A 22031-nucleotide genomic window follows, 5' to 3' on the forward strand; every position below is an offset into this window, starting at 1 on the left:
GCGGTATAACAAGGCGTTTAACACGGTTTCCCAACGCTCGGAATTTTCGGTTTGCTTCATCTTTGGTGTTTACGGCACAATACTTAAAATGTAGTGGTATGCGTTGCTAACCACTTAACGCGGCGTTAGGTTTAAAATGAAGTATTTTTTAATTATCACGGCTTTTGTAACTGCAATTATTGCTATAAAAGGAGAGACATGGGATGCATCACAGACTGGAATTAAAAGAGTTACAAAAACTGGCTGGTTAATTTTCTTTTTTGCTTTAATCTCTGCTTCTATCTCCATCTATGTCGAGTATTCAGAACAAAGAGTAAAGCATAAAAAACAGGCTCAGAATGAGCATAAAAGATTTCATACGATGGAACGGTTAGCATATGATTTTCATCAAATTGAACTCCTAGCTTTTGAATTTGAAAAGAGTGAAGATATTTCTCAAGTTATAAGTAAAGTCCAACTACATACCAAGTTTATAAAAGATTCAATTGAGCTTAATTTAAGTCTATTAACGCCAGAAGAGTTACAAAACTTTGAAGATTTTATTCGTTTATCAAATGAAGAGATCGAGGAAAGAAAATTAGGCACAGACTTTATGAATAATATCCCTATGCCTGAATTAGCTAGATATTCAAGGGAAATTAGGTTTCGGTTGTGCAAACCTATACTTAGTCAAAGTTATTATTGTAATTATCTACAGGCTAACCCAACTGCTAATGAATTTTTTGCCTATGAAGACCCAAAAATGCTTGTAGCAATGTCCCAGGCAAAGAAAACTCTACCTGAGTTATTAAATAAAATACCGGAATTAAGAAGCCAAAATATCGAATTGCAGGTCAAAGTAGCAATACCTGTAGGTGATGGTTCTCGTGAACACATGTGGTTAAGTAATGTTAGTTACATAAATAGTAAGATTGTTGGTGAAATAAAAAATCATCCAGTTGAGGCATTACATGTCAGATTTGGACAACATTATACAGCTAGGTTTGAAGACGTATCGGACTGGATGGCGATAAAAAACGGAGTAGTTCACGGCGGGTATATGTTGAGGGTAAATTTAAGTAGGATGTCTGATTATGAATTGGATAGGTTCTTTAGTAGTTATAAATATGAAATACCTAAAGAAATTTTAGAGCTTTAATTTCGAAACCTAGCAATTTAGTCAAAAGGAAGGAAAACTCTTGGCTTTTGCTCCTGCGTCGCTAATTATAACCGACTATTTTAAGCCAATGACAGTTAATAGCACCTAGTCTCCTGCCATACTTGATTACTTCTTTTAGACAACTTTGGCGTTTAAAATCAAACTTAATTAGCGAGTAGTTAATATCAAACGCGGCGCACAGTGTTTTATACGATTGCGCCGCGATTGATTACCGTTTATAGCTAAGGTTACTCGGCAAGGGTTTTTAGTTGAGTAATTTTATAGCCGCTTGTGGCGTTCGAATCTTCTTCCAAAATCAAAATGTAATTACCGGTTTGTGAAAAGTCGATATCTGCCATTTGTAAAACACTGATAGTTTGGTTGTTTACTTCATAAGTGACGGTTACATCGTAACTTTGAGAGTCTAATGTCAGCGATTTTGTTGCGAATGCGTCAATGTTTTTGATGTAGCTTGTGGTGTCGTCAATGGTTTCATTACCCTCAGTAAAATAGATATCGACTTTGGCGATATTTGTATCATATGGTGAGTGATCAATCAGGTTAACAACTTGCACATTATGCGATACCGCGTTTGGCGTTAAATCCTCAGTAATTGATATCATTGCAGGATAATCGTCAGTATGTTGATAGAAAATACTGATAAGCGAGGTGTTTTTGTTAACTGCCTCAACAAAATTATTCACGATAGGGTTGTTTGAGCTATCTAACATCGACAGGGTAAAGGTGCCTGCGTTCGCTGGAAAATAATCGGTTACTGTGTCGGATGGGGTTGCTGGCGTTGTAATATCGTCTTTGGTGCTAAGTGCATTAAAGGTAACGGCTGCGTACTCATCAATCGCGTTGTAAAAACGCATTTGCGACATGGCATCAACATGGGTCAGCGAGGTAACGCTTGAACCATCAGAAACTAAATCAAGTGTAATGCCACCTGGTTGTGATGAAAAGCTCGGGCGCAACATGGCAATATAGCTTTGTTCATCATCAAGCTCCACCATACTCGATTGAAAAATAACCTCATCGTTGCCAGCGAGGGTGATGTAAAAGGTGTAATGATCTTCGCTTTTTTGTTGTAGCTCAGGTAGCGCTAAATATTGGGTTGAAGTTAATAGCTCGGCATCCACAAAAGCGTAATCGTCTTTAGCAAGGTAAATATCGTATTCTTGCTGATCTGAAATGGTATTAATGGCGCTGATTTGAATTTTGTCTTCGCCGTCAAATTCGCTAATTGCAAATTCGTCAATGCGTGGCTCGTTGTAGTCGCCCGATAAGACTTTTAACAGCTTTACATCGCTTTTAATGGTAAGTGTGTCGTCGTCACTCAGTAGCGGTATATAGTCATCGTTATCGTTTAAATAAACGTAGTTTAACGCGTAGTCGTCACGGTTATAGTTATGGCGGATGGTTACTTCACCAAACGTTGCACCGGTGCGTACGGTATTGTCGATTTCTAGATAAACCGTTGGGCTGTTGGCACTGGCATTATACATTTGTACGAAACCAGTGCCGGATGAATCGTCACTGCTACCGCAGGCTGCAAGCATAGAAATGGCGAGGAACAGCGTTGTATTTTTAACATTTATCATTATTGTTTTTCCATGAGTTGGGTTGTTATCTACCCTGAGTATGTCATGGGAAAATCAATGGTATAACAATTTTTACCTACTATTACAATGGGTTACACTAAGTCACGTGAGTAACATATTCTCACAGTTTTAGTAAGTAAAACGTACCCCTACATAAAAGCGCCTGCCGTTACGATAAACCGCTTTGGGTGAGTAATGACTGCCTTCATAGAGGTAGCTAATTTCGTCACCTAGGTTTAACCCTTCAAGGTTAAGCGATAAATTCTCATTAATATGATAGCTAAATGTGGCGTCAATTTGCGAAAAGTCATCTTGCATTTCAAGGCCAACGCCGGTAGCGAATTCTGTACGATAGTTGTGGGAAATACGGGCACTCAGCCATTCATTTTCAAAGTAACCGGTTAGGTTAAAGGTATGCTCTGAAGTACCTGGAATAAAAGCTTGCTGCTCGGTGTTACCATCGCGTTTACCATCAACAAAGGTGTAGTTTGTAATAATGCCAAGGCCTTGAAAAAACTCATGCTGATAGCTCAATTCAATACCCCAAACATTACCGCCTGCGCCATTAATCGGTCGGTCAATGGTCATTAGTATGTCTTCGTGTACTTCTAATTGACGTTTAAACTCAATAAATGATTTTACGTCTTTGGCAAACGCGGCAACCGATAGCAAACCAATATCTGAAAAATACCATTCGAGTGACATATCAAATTGAGTCGCGCGGTATGGGTCTAGGTCAGGGTTGCCGCCTTGTCCTTGTGCTTGTGTAACGTTGTAATTGGTCGATGGCATTAAATGATTGTACTCGGCGCGCGCCATAACTTTTGCAGCGGCAAAGCGAAACGCGAGGTCGCGTTTTAAATCAAAGTTCAAGTTAAAACTTGGTAGAATATCCGTGTAATGCTTGCTTTGTTCTTGCCACACAAAATTAGTTTGGGCAGTACTCGGCGATGCGATTTGCTGATAGGCGCCCGCATCTTGAATGGTATTAACAATGCGTACGCCCACATTCGCGCGGAATAAGTCGGTAAGTAGATTTAGCTTGGTGTATAAAGCACTGGTTTGTTCTTGAATATCAAAACGACTGGCTTGCTCTACCTGCTGCTCAAATGGGTAATCGCCATAGGCATTTGCAAGCGATTGCGTATCGGCAAATGCATAGTGTTTAAGTGTTTCATCGGAACCAATGCCGTGTAAATAGTCCTTCGGAAAGGGGGCACTAAAATCAGCGAGCGTCCAATGGAGTGTATCTTTAATATCGCTGTAACTGCCATTATTTGAACGTAAGCGTTCAAAATCACGTTGGTGATTGCGATATTTAATACCAAAATCAACACTGTCGATAAGATTATGAATAAGCGCTTTTGAAAAATCAGCTTGTAAATACCACTCTTGATCAACGGAGTGCTGAGAGTCGTTTCTAACTTCGCTTATCCACCAGTTTTCAGCTTGGTTTGGATTGAGTTCATAGTGGGTTTTAATGTCGCGTTTGTCTCGGGTATCGACGCTAAACCCTGAATTAGCCGACCACTGCGATGTATTGTCGTCGTACGTACCGCCGCTACCGCGGGTAAAGCCGAACTGGTATTCATTTTGCCACAAGTTAACAGACTGCATTGCTTTAACGTTAATACTGTTAGTTTTAATGGTTGATTGACGCCAAATTGCTTCCATAGAGGTACTAAAAGGCTCTGCGTTTGTGGGGTCTACCTTCGAGTAATCGGCGTACGCCAAGGTATTATTGATGATTTGATAGTCGTTAATTACGCCACCGCGTGAGAATACGTTTGACGGTTGCCACAAAAAGTTTTGATTAGTGTTGTCTGCATCTAACTGTGAATACAAGGCATCAAATTCAAATTGCCATGTGGCACTTGGCTGATAATCAATCGCCATGGTTGCGCTGGTACGCAAGCGCTCTTGTTGAAACACCGCAGAGCCGCCACCACTTGGTGTCCAAATGTCTTTTATGTCAGCGCTGTCATAATTGCTATATACTAATTTTCCATCATCGCGTGTTTTAAAGTGTGCCTGATGCCAACCCCAAGACTCTAAACCATCTCGGCGTAAGGTGCGCTGCTGACGGTTTAAGGTAAACAACATACCAAAATCGCGATTACTGTTTACATAGTTGTAAAAGGCAGCAAGTTGCGGGTCTAGTTCGTTTGATAAGTCGCTATATTGGCTTTGCAGCGTGACAATAAATTGAGTGTCGGTTGTAAGTGGCCGGTGGGTTTTTATATTAATCGCTCCGCCAAGAGAGCCTTCGTCTTGGTTCGCTTGTGGCGTTTTAAATACCTCTAATTTGCTAACCAGTTCAGCGGGTAACATGGTGTAGTTAAAGCCACGATTTGGCTGCGATGAAATCCACCAATCCGCTGAAGCGATATTTTGACCGTTCAAAAACGTTCTATTTTGCCCTGGCGTCGTGCCGCGCACACCAATACGCTCACCTTCGCCCATGACACGCGTAAGCGAAATACCGGTAACACGCTGAAGCGCTTCAGCGACGTTTTTGTCGGGAAATTTACCGATTTCTTGGGCACTCAGAACATCGCTAATTGCCGAATGTTGTTTTTTATCGGCAAGGGATTGTAATAAGCTCTTGTGAATGCCACGTATTTCAATGGTGTCGAGATCGATGTCGGGAGTATTTGCAAACGCGCCGTTAGAGAGAAACGCAGTTATCGATGCCAAAGACATTGCGCGTAATTTAAAGCGAAGGTGTTGTGCCTGTTTATTATTGTGTGTTTGCATATGATCCCCTTTGCACTTTAAACGACTGAATTATATGAACTGCGTGTATTTACTGAGCGATTGTTAACGCTTAAAATGCAATCACCATAATACTGTTATACGTGCTATAAGGCTAGACTAATTTTGTCACTCACTTCGTTACCTAACTCATTAATTCAAATAGACAAAATTTTAGTTGATTTCAGCGCAATGCGAATTAAACGAAGTGGTACATGGCATAAGGTTGAAAGTAAGCAGCTGATATTGTTGGCGCTACTGATTGAACAGCAAGGGCAGGCAATATCGCGCGATGAGTTGCTCGATAAAATTTGGCCAAATGTGATTGTGAGCGATAACTCGCTCAGTAAGTTGGTTACTCAGTTGCGCAAAACGATCGGTGACGATCGTAACGATCAAGGTATTATTCGTACCGTACCGCGAGTAGGCTATCAGTTAATTGCGACCGCGACACACCTTGAACATAAAGCGGCATCGTTTAAGCAGCAAAATGTCGCGATTGTGGGGGCATTATGTTTAATGTTAGGTGGGTTATTTAGCTTAGGGCTTTCGCATCTAAGTAAGCCTTATACGCTTGGCGATGATTATACCGAGCGACGCATTACTCAGCGAGGTGGCGTAGAGCAGGGCGCGTCTTTTTCAAATGACGGGCGCTATATGGTGTTCAACTATCGTGCAATTGGTAAAAGCAATACCGACTTAGCAGTAATGGACTTACAGCAACAGATTTCCCATGTGATTAAAAACGCCAATTACTCTGAGCAACGCGGTGTATTTTCCCCTGATCAAAAATGGTTGGCGTATATTCGCAACGACGCGTTGCAATGCAATATTCGGGTGATATCAACGGCGAGTGCGATAGAAACGTGGCGTTTATCACTCGACAGCAAACTAGCCGATTGTCCGCCTAGTTTGCATAAAATGGCATTGAGTTGGCCGCAAGATAACCAGCTAATAGCCCACTTTAATCACAATGTTGTGCGTTATTCATTAAATTTTGAGCCGTTTCCCCGTGCGGTTGATAGCCCAAATGTGATTGTTGAGAATGTTGATGAATTAAGTGTGAGCAACGATCATTTATTCACACTCAATACGGCAACAAACACCGTGGAAAAACGCGATTTTTATGGCAAGCTTTTGACAACGCTGTCTCATGAAGAGCGTGGTATTAAAAAGCTCGCGGCCCACAATAACACGCTGTGGCTTGTATCCAACAAGTTGGCGCTTTATAAACAAAATAAGCGTATTGGCGCTATGAATATTGAGGGTGGCGATATTGATGAAATCAGCATTAATACCAAAAATGGTGATATTCTATTAAGTAAAAGCCAGTCAAATACGGGGTTATTCTCGGTTTCATCCGATGGTGTTGAACAATTAGGGTCGTCAATGAATGCGGTACGTGCGCCGGTTGTATCGCACACGGGCAACAAGTATGCATTTTTAACCTTAAATAAACGTTCAAATAAGGCTGACGTTTGGCTTAGCCATGTTAATAGTGACAGTGTGCAGTTTATTACGCCACTTTCAAAGTCTAACGTGCCTGAACTTATGTCGTTTTCACCAAACGGCAATTTTTTACTGTTAGGCTATTTAGATTCCCATCTTTCGCTGATTGATTTAACAACTAAAAATAGTATTACCATGGCAGAAGGGCAGTTTGACAATGTGTATTGGCAAAAAGAAGGCGATGGCGTGTTCTATGCAAAAAACGACGGCAATAGCAGCAATAATTGGTATTTTGACTTGTCTACCGGGTTAGCACAGCCGAACGCACAGTCGTTAGTATTAGACTTTATGCTTGCTAATCAAGAATACAGAACGCTTATGACAACGGGCTTTCGAAATTATGCAAATCATGTGGCTTCGTATTTAGCTGAGCGTGTTTTTGATCCGCTGCTGATTGATAATATTTTACCCTCAAGCCAATTATTCACTCCAAGCGTCTATCGAGACGGCATTTATTTTATGGTTAAAAAAGGTGAAACATTATTATTGTTTGATTATCAATTTGATAGCCAAGAATATCGCGAAGTCGCAGACTTGAGTAAATTTAGTAATGCGCCAAATCATACGCTGACTATTACTAGCTCTCACGATGGTAAGGAAGTGCTTGTGAATCTCGTCGATAATCTCCAATCAGATTTGGTTTTAATCAGTAAAACCACTGCTAATTAAGCGATGTGATAGTAAGGTTAAACCTTAGCTTAAGATTTAGCAGCAAGCTTTCGTTTCAGTGCTTTCATTTCATTGAAATCAATTTTTTGAGCATTGGCGATATCAATTGCTCTGTCTAACTGTTTGTTTGCATTTGAAATATCATTTTGTTGATACGAAAGTTTAGCCTTTAAGTACCAGGCTTCAGCGTTATTTGCGTTTTGTTGTAGCACAGAATCGATTTGCTGATGCAGTGTTTTGTATTCTTTTTCTGAAATATCAGCTTGGCTAAGTGCCAGTCGGGTGAGCGCGGTTTTTGCAAGCAGATGGCCTTTATCACTTGCTTGGGTTAACCATAAGCGTGCTTTTTCTATATCGTAATGAACTGATTTTTTAACTAATAACTCGATGCCTAAACGGTACTGCGCCGATGCAAAACCATTTTGAGCGCTTAGTAAGAGCCAGTTAAGTCCTTTTTTACGGTCTTGGGCGGTTTTATCGCCGGCAAGTAACTGTGTTGCAATACGATATTGCGCGAAGGGATAACCATTTTTTGCTGCATTTAGCATAAGATTTTGCGCTTCGCTTTCTTTTGGCCAATGGTATTTAAGCAATTTAGAGGCGTTGTGTTTATCTGTAGTAAGCCATTGTGCAATGCGGTATTGCCACAAAGCATTGCCATTCTCCGCCTGTTCAATGACTTCAGCAATGTGTTTTTGATATTCACGTTGCTGGCGCGAAAACCCTTGCTGATAACGTTTACCTTTAAATGTGGTGAAGTGATAAAGCAAACTGCGACGTTTGATGGGAAGTTGCTCGCTTTGCTTAAAGCGCCAGCGTTTTAACGCCATTAGCATGGCGTTATCAAATGTTTTTTGTGGGTAGCTATCAATGATTTGCGCGTTGATCACGGCTCCTGCACCATCAATATCGTATTCAACCCATACCCATCCTTCAATACCGCGGTCGACCGCATGTTCGGGATAAACAGGATCAACATTAAATGACTTTATTGGTTGAATTAAAGTGTTAAATGTTTCGTTAAATTGGGGTGCTAATGTGTTCACATAGCGTTGATAGCTAAGTTCAGCGTCGAGTTGTTGCTTTGCTTGGTGTAAAGCGTCACTGTCTTGTGTTTGCGTGGCGATGTACTCTGCGGTGTTTTTAGCATCGGTTATTCCGAATTCGCCGGCAAGTGAAAACCATGCATACGCTTTGTTGATGTCTTTTTTTACGCCACGGCCGTGTAAATGCATAACGGCAATATTAAACATGGCATCGCTATTACCAAGTTTTGCAAGCTGTGAAAATTCATCTAAGGCTTTTTGATATTCGCCATTGGTATAGTTAACTGACGCGCTCAATAAGTCGGCTTTCAAGCCGAAATGCATAAGCGAAAAATACAGTAACAACAATGTCGTAATTAGATAACGCAATGACAAAACCAAATATCGACTAAGGGGGTTTAAACGTTTTGCAACGAAAAAACGAAAAAGTGGGTTAAGAATACGCAAACTTACTGCGGAATTGAATTGATATTTCGACTTTTTTAAGAAATTTTAATGGCTTGTAGCGCTATAATTGAAAGCGAAAAAAACAGCGAACATTACATTCGCTGTTTTGGGGGGTTCTGAAGTGTAAGAGTTTTCTAATAGGGGGCAGTCCTGTGTTAGCTCTGCGCAATTAAGCGCAGTGAAACTCTTTTTCAGAATTAAAAATTAAATCGAACACCTGCAACATAGCGACGGCCATCGGCATAAACACCGGTTAGTGCTTGCTCTACACCTTTTTCTTGGTAGCTAAAGGTATGCTCGTCGGTTAAGTTAATGGCTTCAAATACTAAGGTAATGTTCTCGGTTACATTGTAGTTAAGATTGGCATCAATTTGTCCGTAATCGTCTACATAACCCGGCCAACCAAGGCCTGTATCATAGCCTGTGCGGTAGTTGTATGAAATACGACCGTTTAGGTACTCATTTTCATAGTATGCACTTAGGTTAATAGTATGCTCAGAGTTACCAGGAATAGTGATATCTTCACCATTTGGACCTTTCGCTTCGCCATCAACATAGGTGTAGTTAGCCATTACACCTAGGCCTTGATAAATATCGTGCTGCACCGCAAGCTCTAAACCTTGAATTGTACCGCTACGACCATTCACTGGGCGATTTACCAATATACCAACACCTTCGTGAGTTTCAAGCGTTAGCTGTGAGTCTAAGAAAGATTGAATATCTTTATGGAAAAGCGCCGCTGAGAATAAGCTCGCCTCATCAAAGTACCATTCAATACTTACATCAAACTGATTTGCACGATACGGGTCAATATCTGGGTTACCACCTGTTCCGGTTTTAGTTTCTAGGTTGTATGAAGTAGACGGAGTCATTGAGTTATAATCTGGGCGAGACATTACGCGTGCAGCTGCTAGTCGCATAATTAGGTCATCATCTAAGTCAATCGCTAAGTTAAGGCTTGGTAGTACGTCAAAATAGTCTTTTGACTGCGTTTGCCAATCTTCACCAACGTAAGCGCCTGTATCTTGGTTTGTTTGTACTAAACGTACGCCTAAGTTACCGCGCAAGCTATCTGCGTCAATATCCGCCTTAATGTAACCAGCCAGGATTTGCTCTTCTACTTCAAAGGTACTTGCTTTTAATAAGTTGTACTGCCAACCAAGGGCATCACCTTCACGACGTACTTTGTTTGAATCAGTAATGGCGTAGTTTTTAAGTGTGCCATTTGAGCCTAAGCCAGATAGATAATCTGACGGCATTTGGAGCGAATAATCGGCTAATGACCAGCCTAAATCGGTACGTGTTGCAGTTTGACGTTTCTCATTATAGCGACTGTGGTCGCGATATTTAGCACCAAATTTAATATTACTAAATACAGCAACATCAACTGGGCGGTTAAAGTCTACTTGTACATAATGTTCATCGTCTTTGGCGTTATTTTGGTCGTAACGTAAAAAATCAAGTGACCATTTAGTGCCATCAGCTGGATCAGCGCTATAGCTTGTTTTCATATCTTCAACACTTGACGCATCATACGAATGCACGTAGTTACCACCCCAGCCAACGCTGCGGTCAGCGTGTGAACCACCTGAACCCTTGGTATAACCCAAGTGCACGGAGGTTTGCCATATATCACCTTGATAATCTGCTTTTAAATCGTATGACTCAGTGCTAAGTTCTGAGTTACGTACTTTGGTCTCATCAAGAATATTATTACCATCTGGCGATAAACCGAGTGTGCCTGCAATTAGCATTTTGCCAACTTTGTCATGATCAATAATCGTCACGTCTTGATATTTTGAACCGCCATAACCTGGTAACCACAAGAAGTTTTGGTTTTCATTGTTAGCTTCTAATGTTGAATCAAGGGCATTAAAGGTAATGTCTAAGGCGTCACTTGGACGGTATTGTAGTGATGCATTGAAACCTGTGCGGATACGCTCTTGCGAAAACATAGCTGATCCACCGCCACCAGAGCTATAAACATTTTTGTGAACTGTACCATCTTCCATTTCAATATCGCGATGCGTCCAGCTCCATGATTCAATACCATCTCGGCGTAGATTACGTTGCTGACGTACCACTGAAATTAGTGCACCAAAGGTTTCATCTTCATTTTTCCATGAATATAAACCACTTAGTTGTGGGTCAGTTTCACCTGATACTTCACTGTGTTGCGCCATTATGCTACCGGCGATTTTATTGGCTTCTAATTCTAGTGGTTTACGGGTACGAACGATCACTGTACCACCAATCGAGCCCTCATCAATATCGGCTTCTGGTGACTTATAGACTTCAAGTCCAGATACAATTTCTGAAGGAAGCATAGTGTAATTAAAACCACGACTAGCAGGGGAGTTTGTCCACCAATCTACTGAGCCCACAGCTTGGCCATTTAATAAAGTTCTGTTTTGGCTTTCAGACGTACCACGAATACTTACTCGTTCACCTTCACCGAAATTACGTGAAATCGATACGCCAGTAATACGCTGAAGCGACTCTGCTACGTTCTGATCTGGAAATTTGCCGATGTCTTCAGCGGTTACGGCATCAACAACCGAACCTGAAAAACGTTTAGTATTAAGTGATTTCACTAAGCTGCCACGGATCCCGCGGACCTGAATTACCTCAACGTCGCTTTGTTCTGCAGTGTTTTCTTCTGCAGCCTGTACATATGTTGTGCTTAAGCTTGCAGCCAATAATGCCTGACTAATAGCTAGGCTTAATTTATTCTTAGTAGATATAGCCATTGTTTCCCCTTGCGATGTAAAAACCATCAGTTGTTATTTTTTAACGGTAACTGTCTGCTTAAATCACACACCGTTAACAATTGCCCAATGCGGAATGTGTTTTAAGCTGGGGTAATAGCTACATGATTAGTTGTGAATCGTATTGATTGATTATGAATAGTTATGAATTATAAGGGTGAATTTTAAATAAATTTTAAAAACAATGACTTAAAAGTTTGTGTGCTTTTAATAAATTAAGTTTATTTAACGAAGTTTGTAGAAGATTAATTGGTTTATATAATTATTCGATATTGAAATCGGATGAAAAAAGGGTTTATGTGTTATTTAATCGTTAAATTTTTCTGTTGCGGCTATTAAAAAGCTATCGCTGAGCATACCGCTTAGTTGGCCGTGTTAAGAAATAAGCGTTTTAAGTAACCGGTGAGTTGTGTTGTTCACTTTTCGCGTTTACTAAGTGGATTTAAATAAGCGCTTGATGTTGTATATCCGTAAAAATGCCTCAATTAGTTCAGTAAAAAATGATCATTCGAAAACACTTACACCATTTTTGTGTGAACAGAGTTAAAAGGCTATTTAAATTGAACACGAAAGTTTTGAGGTTTGTTGTTAATTTTTGCAGCAGATGAAGGTATTAAGATGAAGGTATTAGAAGGATGATATAGAAAGCATATATAGAATGCCAAGCGATTGCGCGTCAGTTTACATACCCAAAGTGATAACACGATTCAAAAACCAAACAAACAGCTTGGTACAACACATTTTGATTTGAAAGAAACTTATATTTGAAAGTAGTTATACGGCTAAGAACAAGGTTCTTTTATTAGTTGGATTTTCTTACGCTGGTGGTATTGGCTCAGGCTCAGCTCGTTCGAGTACTGAGTCGTTCGATCTCATGATATTGAAAAACTATTTAAGGTTTGAGATAGCTGTAACATGGTTAACGAATAAAGCGGGTGGAAAAGGTGAGTCGCCTAGGTTGGCGACTCATATATCTTAAAGGCTTTTCTTTGGCGGTAACGCCACGTTCGCAAATATCAGTCCGGCGACCAGAGACATAAAAATAAGAAACGTTTGTTGGCCAATACCTGTACTTGCAATAAACTCTTGCCCCGAGATTAACGAATTTAATCCTATATAGGTTTTACTTCCGGGAACCAATACGATCAAACCTTGCATCGCCACAATACATGCGGGTGCATTGGCAACACGTGTAAAGAAGTTACTGTAAACACCAACCGCAAATGCGCCAACAAACGTGCCGAGTGCATAATCTAAATACATGGCGCCCGCGATACTAGCACCGTAAGCGACAAACCCCGCGACAATTGACCACACCGCATGTTTCGCTTTGGTACGAAAGATAACGATTAAGCTCATACATAAAATAGCGATGGCAAGCCAAGCAGTCCATTTTGGCATTTGTGGTGGTGCAACAAAGTCGGTTTGACCAAATAGCGAAAAGCCTACTGCAATACCTAAAAAGGCGCCAAAATAAAGCTTGAAGAGCAGCATTAACGCATCCATTACGCGCGCAGTGCCAGAAACTAAATGACGAGCAGATAATTCAGCTAGGCCAAGTGTTAACGCCAAGCCCGGTATAAATACAATGATGGCGGATAATATAACCATACGTATATTGATGCCGGGGTCGATGTAAACGCTTATCGCACACGCTAAAATGGCGGCAACAATAGAAACCACAGCTTCAAGCATATGGGCGACACGTTTTGAACGCTCTGACCAAAGCACAAACAAATAAATAACACTGCTAATTAACGTTGACCAAAGTACGTCGTTCCAACTTGTCCCCATCAGCATGGCAAATGCACCCGCCGACATTACGAACGCGATACCTGTGATAAAACGGTTATAAGGATTTGGGAAATTAGCTATTTCATCAAGCGCGTGATCGGCTTGTTCCAAGGTAATCGTGTAGTCAGTTAGTTTATCAACGAGTTCATCACTGCGTGCAAGTGCGCCTAGGTCTAATTCACCCGGAGAAACACGCGCCGCATGGGTATATTCGTCTTCGTGGCCTTCTGTCCAGATAACAAATGTTAATGCGGTTGGTGTAATAATAAACGACGCTTTTAAGCCTAAAAATGTTGCTAAATTTTCTAGATGAGCTTCTAGCCGGTAAGCAGGTGTACCGAATTTGTGCAGCATTTTACCAAGCTTTACAATAAAGCGGCGTTTTTGCGTAAAACTAGCTGTGTTCAAGGTTTTAAATCTACATATACAGTGATGACTCGCAAATTTTATGTTTTATTTACGGTTTGTCTAGTTTTGTTTATGTTAAATATCAACAATTGTAATAAATCCGGGTCAAGATCAATAAAAAATGCATCAATTTATACATATTGATAACAAAGGTAATTTATAAAATAAATTATTAATTTTATGTTAACGTTAAAGTAACATGGGTCAAAGGACAAGGCCGATTGTTATGGAATGACGTGCTTAAATGTGTGTAACTAATTGGTTAGGTGTGGCCTATTAGTATTGTTTGCCAGCGTATTAATGTGCAAATAGTATGGTGTGGTATGAAAAGGATATTGAGGTGTAAACGTGAACTGGATAGTCAAACTTGTCATTATAACTGTATGTTTTAGTAATTTAGTGCAGGCGTATGAGAATGTAACTGTCACTATTTATACTGAACACTTTCCTCCTTACAACTTTCGAGATGGCGACAAAATCAAAGGCATTAATCATGATATTGTTGCCCGCGCATGCGAAGTCGCAGGTTTAAAGTGCAAATTTAAAATGTATCCTTGGCAGCGTGCAATGGCATTGTCATTATCAAAACGTTTTGCTGGGCTGGTTTCAACTTCACGATTGCCGGACCGTGAAGCACATTTTCAATGGGTAGGGCCATTAGTCTCGAGCCCAGCATGCTTTTATAAATTAGCTCATCGGAGCGACATTCATATTAATTCAAAACAACAACTTAACAATTACACCGTGGGTTTAAACAAAGGTGATGTTTATGAACACGTGTTGCAAAATTGGGGCATGCAAGAAAACGTTAATTACGTTATTTACTCAGAAAAATTTGGTGAAGTTGACGCGTTTAAAAAAGGCAAGTTAGATTTATTTATTGCATCCGCCAATACACTTCAATACCACATAGATAGCGATAGGCTCGCACTGCACGAAGTTGAACCGGTATTTGTAATAAGCGATGAGGCATTACTTGGCAATTATTTAGCGCTTAATTTGGCAATGCCAATTGAAATAGTCGAGAAACTACAAAATGCGCTGGTTGAATTAAAGCAAAGTAACGAAATTCAGTTAATTAAAAAGCGTTATATTCCGACAGCACAAAGTGTGATTTCAGAATCAGAACTATCGTTAGCCAAACGCTGTATTTATGGTTAGTTTATTACGTTAAATTTAACCATTTGATTTAGTAATGGCGATTTTGCTAGCGTTATAAATCGTCTTCACCATTGTAAAATGGCATATCGAGTTTTCACACCGGAATCTGACGCAACACGCAATTGGCATTACTATAAGGGAATAGTATGTTTAGAGTGGTATACGAATGGAAAGTGCCAGTAACGCAGCAACAAGCATTTCAAACTATTTGGCGCACAACAACCGAAACGATTCATGACACTGTAGAGGGGGCGCTTGGTAGTTTTATGCTGCGCTCTAGTGATGAACCAGAAAAAATACTCACAGTTGCTAAGTGGCATTCACGCGAACATTGGCAACAATTTTGGGGTAATTGTAATCCCCATCAAATGCAGAAGATGCGAGCAATAGCCGAGCGTATTTCGGTTGAAACCTTTGATGAAATAGAAGATAGAAGCAAGTGATGAAGGTTACGTAACACTGATTCTAAGTACTTAAACGAAGTGTATTGGTTATGTACTTAAAACTGTATTTTAAAAGTGCCCAGTTTTTAAAAGCGCTTCACTTTCATAAACTTGGGCACTTAAACTATTAACTCAGTTTAGCTAAGTTTAAATTTAGACCCGATCACATTTAATTCATCAGTAAGCGCTTTTAGCTGTAAACTGGCGTCAGCAATGAGCTCTGCGCCCGCAGCGTTTTCAAGTGCTGCATTGTTTATTGCGGTAATGCTTTGGGTTATTTCTTCAGCGGCAATACTTTGTTGTGCAGCCGCAGTTGCAATTGCCTCGGTATTTTGCGTCATCATATCCATATCAGCTAAAACATCGTGCATGGTTGCTTCACTGTTTTTGGCTTTTTCAAATGTGGTATTAGCAAGCTCGGTACTTTGCTCTATCGCAGTAACGGCACACTGTGTATCTGATTGTAATTCATAAATTATTTTCTCAATATTGGCAGTAGATTGCTGCGTTTTGAAGGCAAGTTGCCTAACTTCATCTGCCACTACCGCAAAACCGCGTCCTTGTTCACCGGCACGGGCCGCTTCAATTGCGGCGTTAAGCGCAAGTAAGTTGGTTTGCTCAGTCACGCTTTGAATCACTTCAAGCACCGAATTTATACCAATACTTTTTCGTTCGACTTGATTAATAACACTGTTAGCTTTGTTTAATGACGTTTCTAACTGTTCGATAGCACTGAGTGCATCATGAATATCACGATTTGCCTCCTGGCTTTTAAGGCTTGCCAGCTGTGTTTGTTCAGAGCAGTCTTTTGCGTTATTTGCCACTTCTTCAATGGTAATAGTCATTTCGTGCATAGCAGCAGATACGCGCTCAATACTCACGTGTTGCTCCTCTAAGCTAGATTTGGCTTGAATACTGGTAGAGCTTGTTTGCGAAGCCATGCCAGTTAGTTTTTGGCTTGACGAGATAATAGAACTAATAATGCTATGTAAACTTTGGTTCATTTTTTTCATCGAGTTAAGTAAACCAAAGGTGTACTGATTGCCAAATTGGTGTGTTAAATCACCATCAGCGATTTTCATCGCCAATTTATGAATGTCTTTTGGTTCGCCACCAATTGGTTTTAAAATTGAACGGGTAATGAGTAGCGCAGTAACCACAATACACACCAAGCTAAACAGCGAAATTATTAAAATCGATGACTTTAATTTCTCGGTTGCTGCAAAGGCCTCGGCTGCGTCAATTTCTGAAATAAGTACCCAGCTTATATCACCAAAGTTGATTGGCATATACGCCGACAAGACAGCGTTGTCATTGTAGTCTTGAATAATTTCAGTATTACTAATGCCGCTCAGTCCCTTGGTTACAGCAAGCGTGCTAATGCCATTATCGGTTATATTACCAGCGAAACTCGCTTTAACGCTGCGGCCAACGGGGTCTAAAAATGAGTCAGAGCGCATGCGATGATCTTGCCCAACAATATAAGATTCCCCAGTTTCACCCATACCTTCGCGTTGCTGCATTAACGTGTTTATTTTGGTGATTGATAGTTGTAACGCAATCACACCTTTTATTTCGCCGTTTTGTGTAATTGGCTGTGCGATAAAAGCAGCGGGTTCATTGTTACTCGGTGCGTAGGCCGAAAAATCGACAATATTAAAGCGCTGGTTTAGCGTTGTTTTGTTAAACAGGCTGGCTAAGCCAGATTGCGCGTAAGGGCCATCAAGCAAGTTTGTTTGATAGTCTGATTCTTTTGCAACGCTGTAAAAAATATCACCATTTAAATCAATTAAGAATAAATCGTAGTACTGATTAGTTTCGATAAAGCGTTTAAAGTAGTCGTGTTTTTGCTCGGCTAATTCTGCGTTTGTTACATCATCCATGTTGGTCCATGACGATGCAATTAACGATAAATCGGCTTTGCTTTGGGCAAAGTAATTGCGTATTTCCGTGGCTTTAATGTTTTTGATCGACGTTAATTGATTAAATGCTTGTTGTTCAAGTGCATTATTAGAGATTGTAATTGCGATAAGGGTAATAATAAACACTGGCACTAATGCCAGCGCTAAAAAGGAAAATAACAGTTTTTGCTTAAGATTCATACGGTTTGAAACGATTAAGAGTAAAGTAAGGACAATATGTTACATTGTAATATAACTGTCATATAATGAGAATTGTTACTGTTTGTAAACAGGCAATAATGTTAAATCATTAATAATACTCATTTTATAAATATCGTTTTTATTCGTCGTTGTGTCGCGACTTGTTTTTTTCGGTGATCCATTGCGACATATATTTTGTGCTCGCATGCATATGATGTTTAAGCATTTGCCCGGTAAAATTGTTCAAGCGATGTTGTTCTAAGTCATTACGTACCGAGTTGATTCTTTCAATTAAATCGCAAGCTAGCGGTGCTTTGGCAAATTTTTCAATCAGCTTGTTATGGCACAAAGATGACTTTTGTTGCCACAGTGCTCTGTTCGAATATAAATTTACTGCATCAGTAACAATATTTTCAGCGTGCTCACTCACAAGACCGGGCCAATTTTCACTGTCGAACATGCCTTCAATGCCAATTGGTGTTGTGATAGAAGGGGTTTGGCACACCATGGCATCTAAAAACTTTCCTTTTATACCAGCGCCAAAACGCAGTGGACTTAGCATCACTTTGGCATTTTTTATTACTTCATAGGCGTCGTCACACCAACCTTTTACAATAAAACCGGTTTTCTCATTAGAAATAGCAGTGGCTTTTGGTGGTGGATACGACCCATAGATGTGCAGTTCTGCGGTAGAAAGTTGTTTGCGGATCTGTGGCCAAATTTGCTGCAAAAATAACACACTATCCCAGTTTGGCGCGTGGCGAAAATTACCTATAGTGATAAAGTGCTGGCGCTCTTCAAAGCGTGGGTTCTCTGATAACTTATCGGTATCAAACATAAAGGGCAGGTGATGCAATAAACTTGGCTCAAGCTTGTATTGTGCTTGCAACAAGTTCATTTCATAGTCTGAAATGATAAGTGATAAATCACAGCGTAAAATGGCCGCAATTTCACGCTTTGCAAGATCAGATGACCAGTCTTGTGCTTGTAGGGCGCGTCCCGCTTTGTGTGCCAAATGGCGTGCGTTTCTAACGCTCTGTAAATCTTCCGTATCAAGAATTTTTAACGCGTTAGGGCAGTATGTATCTACACGCCAGCCGAATTGTTCTTCCATCATAAACCGGTCAAACATCACTATATCTGGGTTAAAAGCCGCAATATAGTCATTAAAACTGTCGCAATTTAGGGTAATTTCAGCGCTTGAAACGTGAATGCTGTTAAGGTCAAACATATGCGGCGTTTTTTGCGCAGGCGAGGCAAATTCTACCTGCCAGCCTTGCTCTAAAAATGTTTGCATAATCGACAAAATATGGCTGCCTGCAGCAGATGATTTAGGCTCCGGCCACACATAACCAATAACAAGAACTTTCACGGTGTTTCTCAACAAAAATATAATCGGCGCATTTTATCGTAAATTTACCGCAATTGCTTGAGTAAGCTAATTATAATCAATAGTCTTGAAGTCGTTTTACGATTCAAATGATTGAATGGTAATCAATTAAAATAAAGAGTAAGGAAGGGAAGGCTAACGTAGGCTGCAAAATTAAGCTTATATTATACCAATTCAATTAAGTAGCTGATCATCCTAGCGGACTAAATGTCATGCTAACTGCGTTGGAATTTATCATTGTAGAACAACTACACAAGAAAAATTCTGCCTTGTTATCATTTCATTTATCCAGCGCTATCCCTGATCACATACCTAACAGAATTGGTATTACTTCTCGTTTGCTTGAATAATAAAATCACTACCAAGGAACAGTAATGAAACTACTTAAATTATTGGTTGTTGCTAGTGTGTTTTGTGGTTCGTTTGCTCATGCTAATGAGCAAGATAGCTATCAAACACCCAGTAAAGCATTGGCCGATTTAGTTGATGCGAAACTAGCGCCAACAACGCGATTATCGCCAGATAATCAATGGATGGCGTTTTTGGAGCGTCAACGTATTGCAACACTGCAAGAGCTTGCTAAACCAGAACTTAAACTTGCCGGCATAAAGTTAAATCCTAAAAATTTTTCGCGAGCGCGACCTCGTTCAAAGTATTTGTCTATTACGTTTAAACACTTAGAAAATGGTCAAAAGTTTACTGTTAAAGGCCTGCCAGAAGGACGTATTTTATCGCCGTCGTGGTCACCCGATAGTCAACATCTTGCATTTTTTATTGAGCAAGCCCATACGGCACAGTTATATCTTTTTAATATTTCCGAGCGCCGTTTAATCTCAGTTGATAACGCACCGCTTAATTCGGTGATTACATCACGCCCCTATACCTGGTTACCTAATAGTGAAGGATTATTAATTAACCTTGCTGCGAATGCTAATAATCAAGCACCGTCAGCAGAAAACGCCTCAATTGTACCCGTTATATCGCAAACAAGTGGCGAAAAAGCACCAGTACGTACATACCAAAATTTACTGCAAACACCACACGATAAAGCACTTTTTTCGTTTTATGGTTTAGGCCAGTTAGCCAAAGTGTCGCTTAGCGGTAATGTTACAAAGTTGGCAAAGCCGGGCATTATTCGCTCTTTTGTACCTTCGCCAAATAGTGATTACATTTTGCTTGGGCAAATAGAAGCACCGTTTTCTTATTTAGTGCCGTATTCACGTTTTGCAACTAACTGGCAAGTAATTGATACAAAAGGAAAGCCTGTAGCAAGTGTTGAAAAACAAACGCTTGCTGAAAATATTCCGCAAGGTTTTGACAGTGTAAGAACAGATCGCCGCAGTTTTTCATGGCGTGCCGATAAACCAGCAACGCTAGTATGGGCACAGGCGCAAGATAACGGCTCAATGAAAACTGACGTGCCGTTTCATGACTTCGTTTATAGTTGGAAAGCACCGTTTAACAGTGAACCAAAGCTATTTGCAAAAGTTGAGCGTCGTTTTGCTGGCATTGAATGGGCGAATGATAATGTTGCTATGTTGAGTGATTGGCGCTTTAGCGACAGAAAAATTCGCACGCAAATTATCAATCCAGAAAACCCTGACGGCCCACGTGTACTTTTTAATGAACGCTCTTACAACGACGCGTATAACGACCCTGGTAACTTTGTTTACGAACAAACCGAGTTTGGTACGCGCGCGGTGAAAGTGGTTGGCGAGCGTTACATGATGCTAACCGGTACTGGCGCATCAGACAAAGGCAATATTCCGTTTTTAGATCAGTTTGATATTAAAACCGCATCGTCAAAGCGTGTTTGGCAAAGTGAAGCGCCATACTATGAACGTGTGCGTGCAGTACTTGATGATGCAGGTGAAAAACTGATTACACTGCGTGAATCTAAAACAGAGCAACCGAATTTTTACATTCGTGACTTAAAACAAAATACGCTGACGCAATTTACCGAGTTTGCTCACCCTTACCCAGACTTTAAAAACATTAAAAAAGAACAAATTAGCTATACCCGTGATGATGGCGTAGCACTAAGTGGTACTTTGTATTTACCTGCAAATTACAAAGGCGGCAAAGTGCCGGTGTTGATGTGGGCGTATCCGCTTGAATACAAGGATAAAGCAGTTGCATCGCAAGTACGTGATTCACCATATGAATTCACATATATCGGCTATTGGGGACCGATGCCATATTTAGCTAAAGGCATTGCAGTATTTGATGATCCGAAAATGCCGATTGTTGGCGTTGATGGCAGTGAGCCTAACGATACGTTTAGAACGCAATTAGTGAGCAGTGCCCAAGCGGCGGTTGATGCATTGGTTGAAAAAGGCGTAGCCGATGAGTCACGCATTGCCATTGCTGGCCACTCTTATGGTGCATTTATGGTAGCGAATTTGTTAGCACACAGTGATTTATTTAAAACAGGTATTGCCCGAAGTGGCGCGTATAATCGTACATTAACGCCGTTTGGTTTCCAGGGTGAAGAACGCGATTTCTGGCAAGGACAAGCGGTTTATGCGGCAATGTCACCGTTTTTCCATGCAGAAAAAATAAATGAGCCTATGTTAATGATCCACGGTAAAGACGATCCAAACTCGGGTACTTATCCAATGCAATCTGAGCGTATGTATAATGCGCTTAAAGGCTTAGGTAAAGAAGCAAGATTGGTAATGTTACCGTATGAAGGTCATGGCTATCGTGCAAGAGAGAGTATTTTGCATGTGCTTTGGGAGCAAGAGCAGTGGCTTGAGCAACATTTATTGAGTAAATAAACTCAATAGCGCTTAAAA

12 protein-coding genes are annotated in these 22031 nt (G+C 40.5%); 5 read left to right on the forward strand and 7 right to left on the reverse strand.

Translation table 11 applies throughout. The features are described from left to right. Positions 1-136: 136 nt before the first annotated feature. Positions 137-1138, forward strand: a complete 1002-nt coding sequence (locus AN214_RS07620) for a DUF2314 domain-containing protein (protein ID WP_054979170.1) — start codon at positions 137-139, stop codon at positions 1136-1138. Positions 1139-1386: 248 nt separating this feature from the next. Here AN214_RS07620 and AN214_RS07625 read toward each other — a convergent pair whose 3' ends face one another. Next, positions 1387-2742: a hypothetical protein gene (locus AN214_RS07625; protein WP_054979171.1), complete on the reverse strand. Its 1356-nt coding sequence runs from the start codon at positions 2740-2742 to the stop codon at positions 1387-1389. A 129-nt stretch (positions 2743-2871) separates the two neighbouring features. Next, on the reverse strand, positions 2872-5499 hold the full coding sequence (locus AN214_RS07630) for a TonB-dependent receptor (protein WP_054979172.1): 2628 nt from the start codon (positions 5497-5499) through the stop codon (positions 2872-2874). Positions 5500-5622: 123 nt separating this feature from the next. Here AN214_RS07630 and AN214_RS07635 point away from each other — a divergent pair, with 123 nt between their 5' ends. Beyond that, positions 5623-7674 (forward strand): winged helix-turn-helix domain-containing protein, encoded by a 2052-nt coding sequence (locus tag AN214_RS07635; RefSeq protein ID WP_054979173.1) that lies wholly within the window; start codon positions 5623-5625, stop codon positions 7672-7674. Positions 7675-7703: 29 nt separating this feature from the next. Here AN214_RS07635 and AN214_RS07640 read toward each other — a convergent pair whose 3' ends face one another. The 3 genes from AN214_RS07640 to AN214_RS07650 all read right to left on the reverse strand — a co-directional run bounded on the left by AN214_RS07640 (position 7704) and on the right by AN214_RS07650 (position 14137). Next, positions 7704-9089 (reverse strand): TonB family protein, encoded by a 1386-nt coding sequence (locus AN214_RS07640; protein WP_152960737.1) that lies wholly within the window; start codon positions 9087-9089, stop codon positions 7704-7706. A 275-nt stretch (positions 9090-9364) separates the two neighbouring features. Continuing rightward, the gene (locus AN214_RS07645; protein ID WP_054979175.1) at positions 9365-11917 is read right to left on the reverse strand and encodes a TonB-dependent receptor; all 2553 of its coding nucleotides are present in this window, start codon (positions 11915-11917) and stop codon (positions 9365-9367) included. Between the two features lie 993 nt (positions 11918-12910). After that, positions 12911-14137 (reverse strand): threonine/serine exporter ThrE family protein, encoded by a 1227-nt coding sequence (locus AN214_RS07650; protein WP_082428523.1) that lies wholly within the window; start codon positions 14135-14137, stop codon positions 12911-12913. A 348-nt stretch (positions 14138-14485) separates the two neighbouring features. On the opposite strand from AN214_RS07650, the gene AN214_RS07655 reads away from it, so the two are divergent. Beyond that, positions 14486-15298 carry an ABC transporter substrate-binding protein gene (locus AN214_RS07655; protein WP_082428524.1) on the forward strand — a complete coding sequence of 271 codons (813 nt, stop codon included), beginning with the start codon at positions 14486-14488 and terminating at the stop codon, positions 15296-15298. A 146-nt stretch (positions 15299-15444) separates the two neighbouring features. Beyond that, positions 15445-15741, forward strand: a complete 297-nt coding sequence (locus AN214_RS07660) for an antibiotic biosynthesis monooxygenase (RefSeq protein WP_054979177.1) — start codon at positions 15445-15447, stop codon at positions 15739-15741. 137 nt (positions 15742-15878) lie between these two features. Here AN214_RS07660 and AN214_RS07665 read toward each other — a convergent pair whose 3' ends face one another. Continuing rightward, the gene (locus AN214_RS07665; RefSeq protein ID WP_054979178.1) at positions 15879-17843 is read right to left on the reverse strand and encodes a methyl-accepting chemotaxis protein; all 1965 of its coding nucleotides are present in this window, start codon (positions 17841-17843) and stop codon (positions 15879-15881) included. 139 nt (positions 17844-17982) lie between these two features. Next, positions 17983-19215 (reverse strand): glycosyltransferase, encoded by a 1233-nt coding sequence (locus AN214_RS07670; RefSeq protein ID WP_054979179.1) that lies wholly within the window; start codon positions 19213-19215, stop codon positions 17983-17985. A gap of 392 nt (positions 19216-19607) precedes the next feature. Between AN214_RS07670 and AN214_RS07675 the strand changes: the two genes are divergently transcribed. Further along, the gene (locus AN214_RS07675) at positions 19608-22013 is read left to right on the forward strand and encodes a S9 family peptidase (protein ID WP_054979180.1); all 2406 of its coding nucleotides are present in this window, start codon (positions 19608-19610) and stop codon (positions 22011-22013) included. Positions 22014-22031: the final 18 nt, after the last annotated feature.

The organism is Pseudoalteromonas sp. P1-9 (assembly GCF_001399975.1).
GTDB lineage: Bacteria > Pseudomonadota > Gammaproteobacteria > Enterobacterales > Alteromonadaceae > Pseudoalteromonas.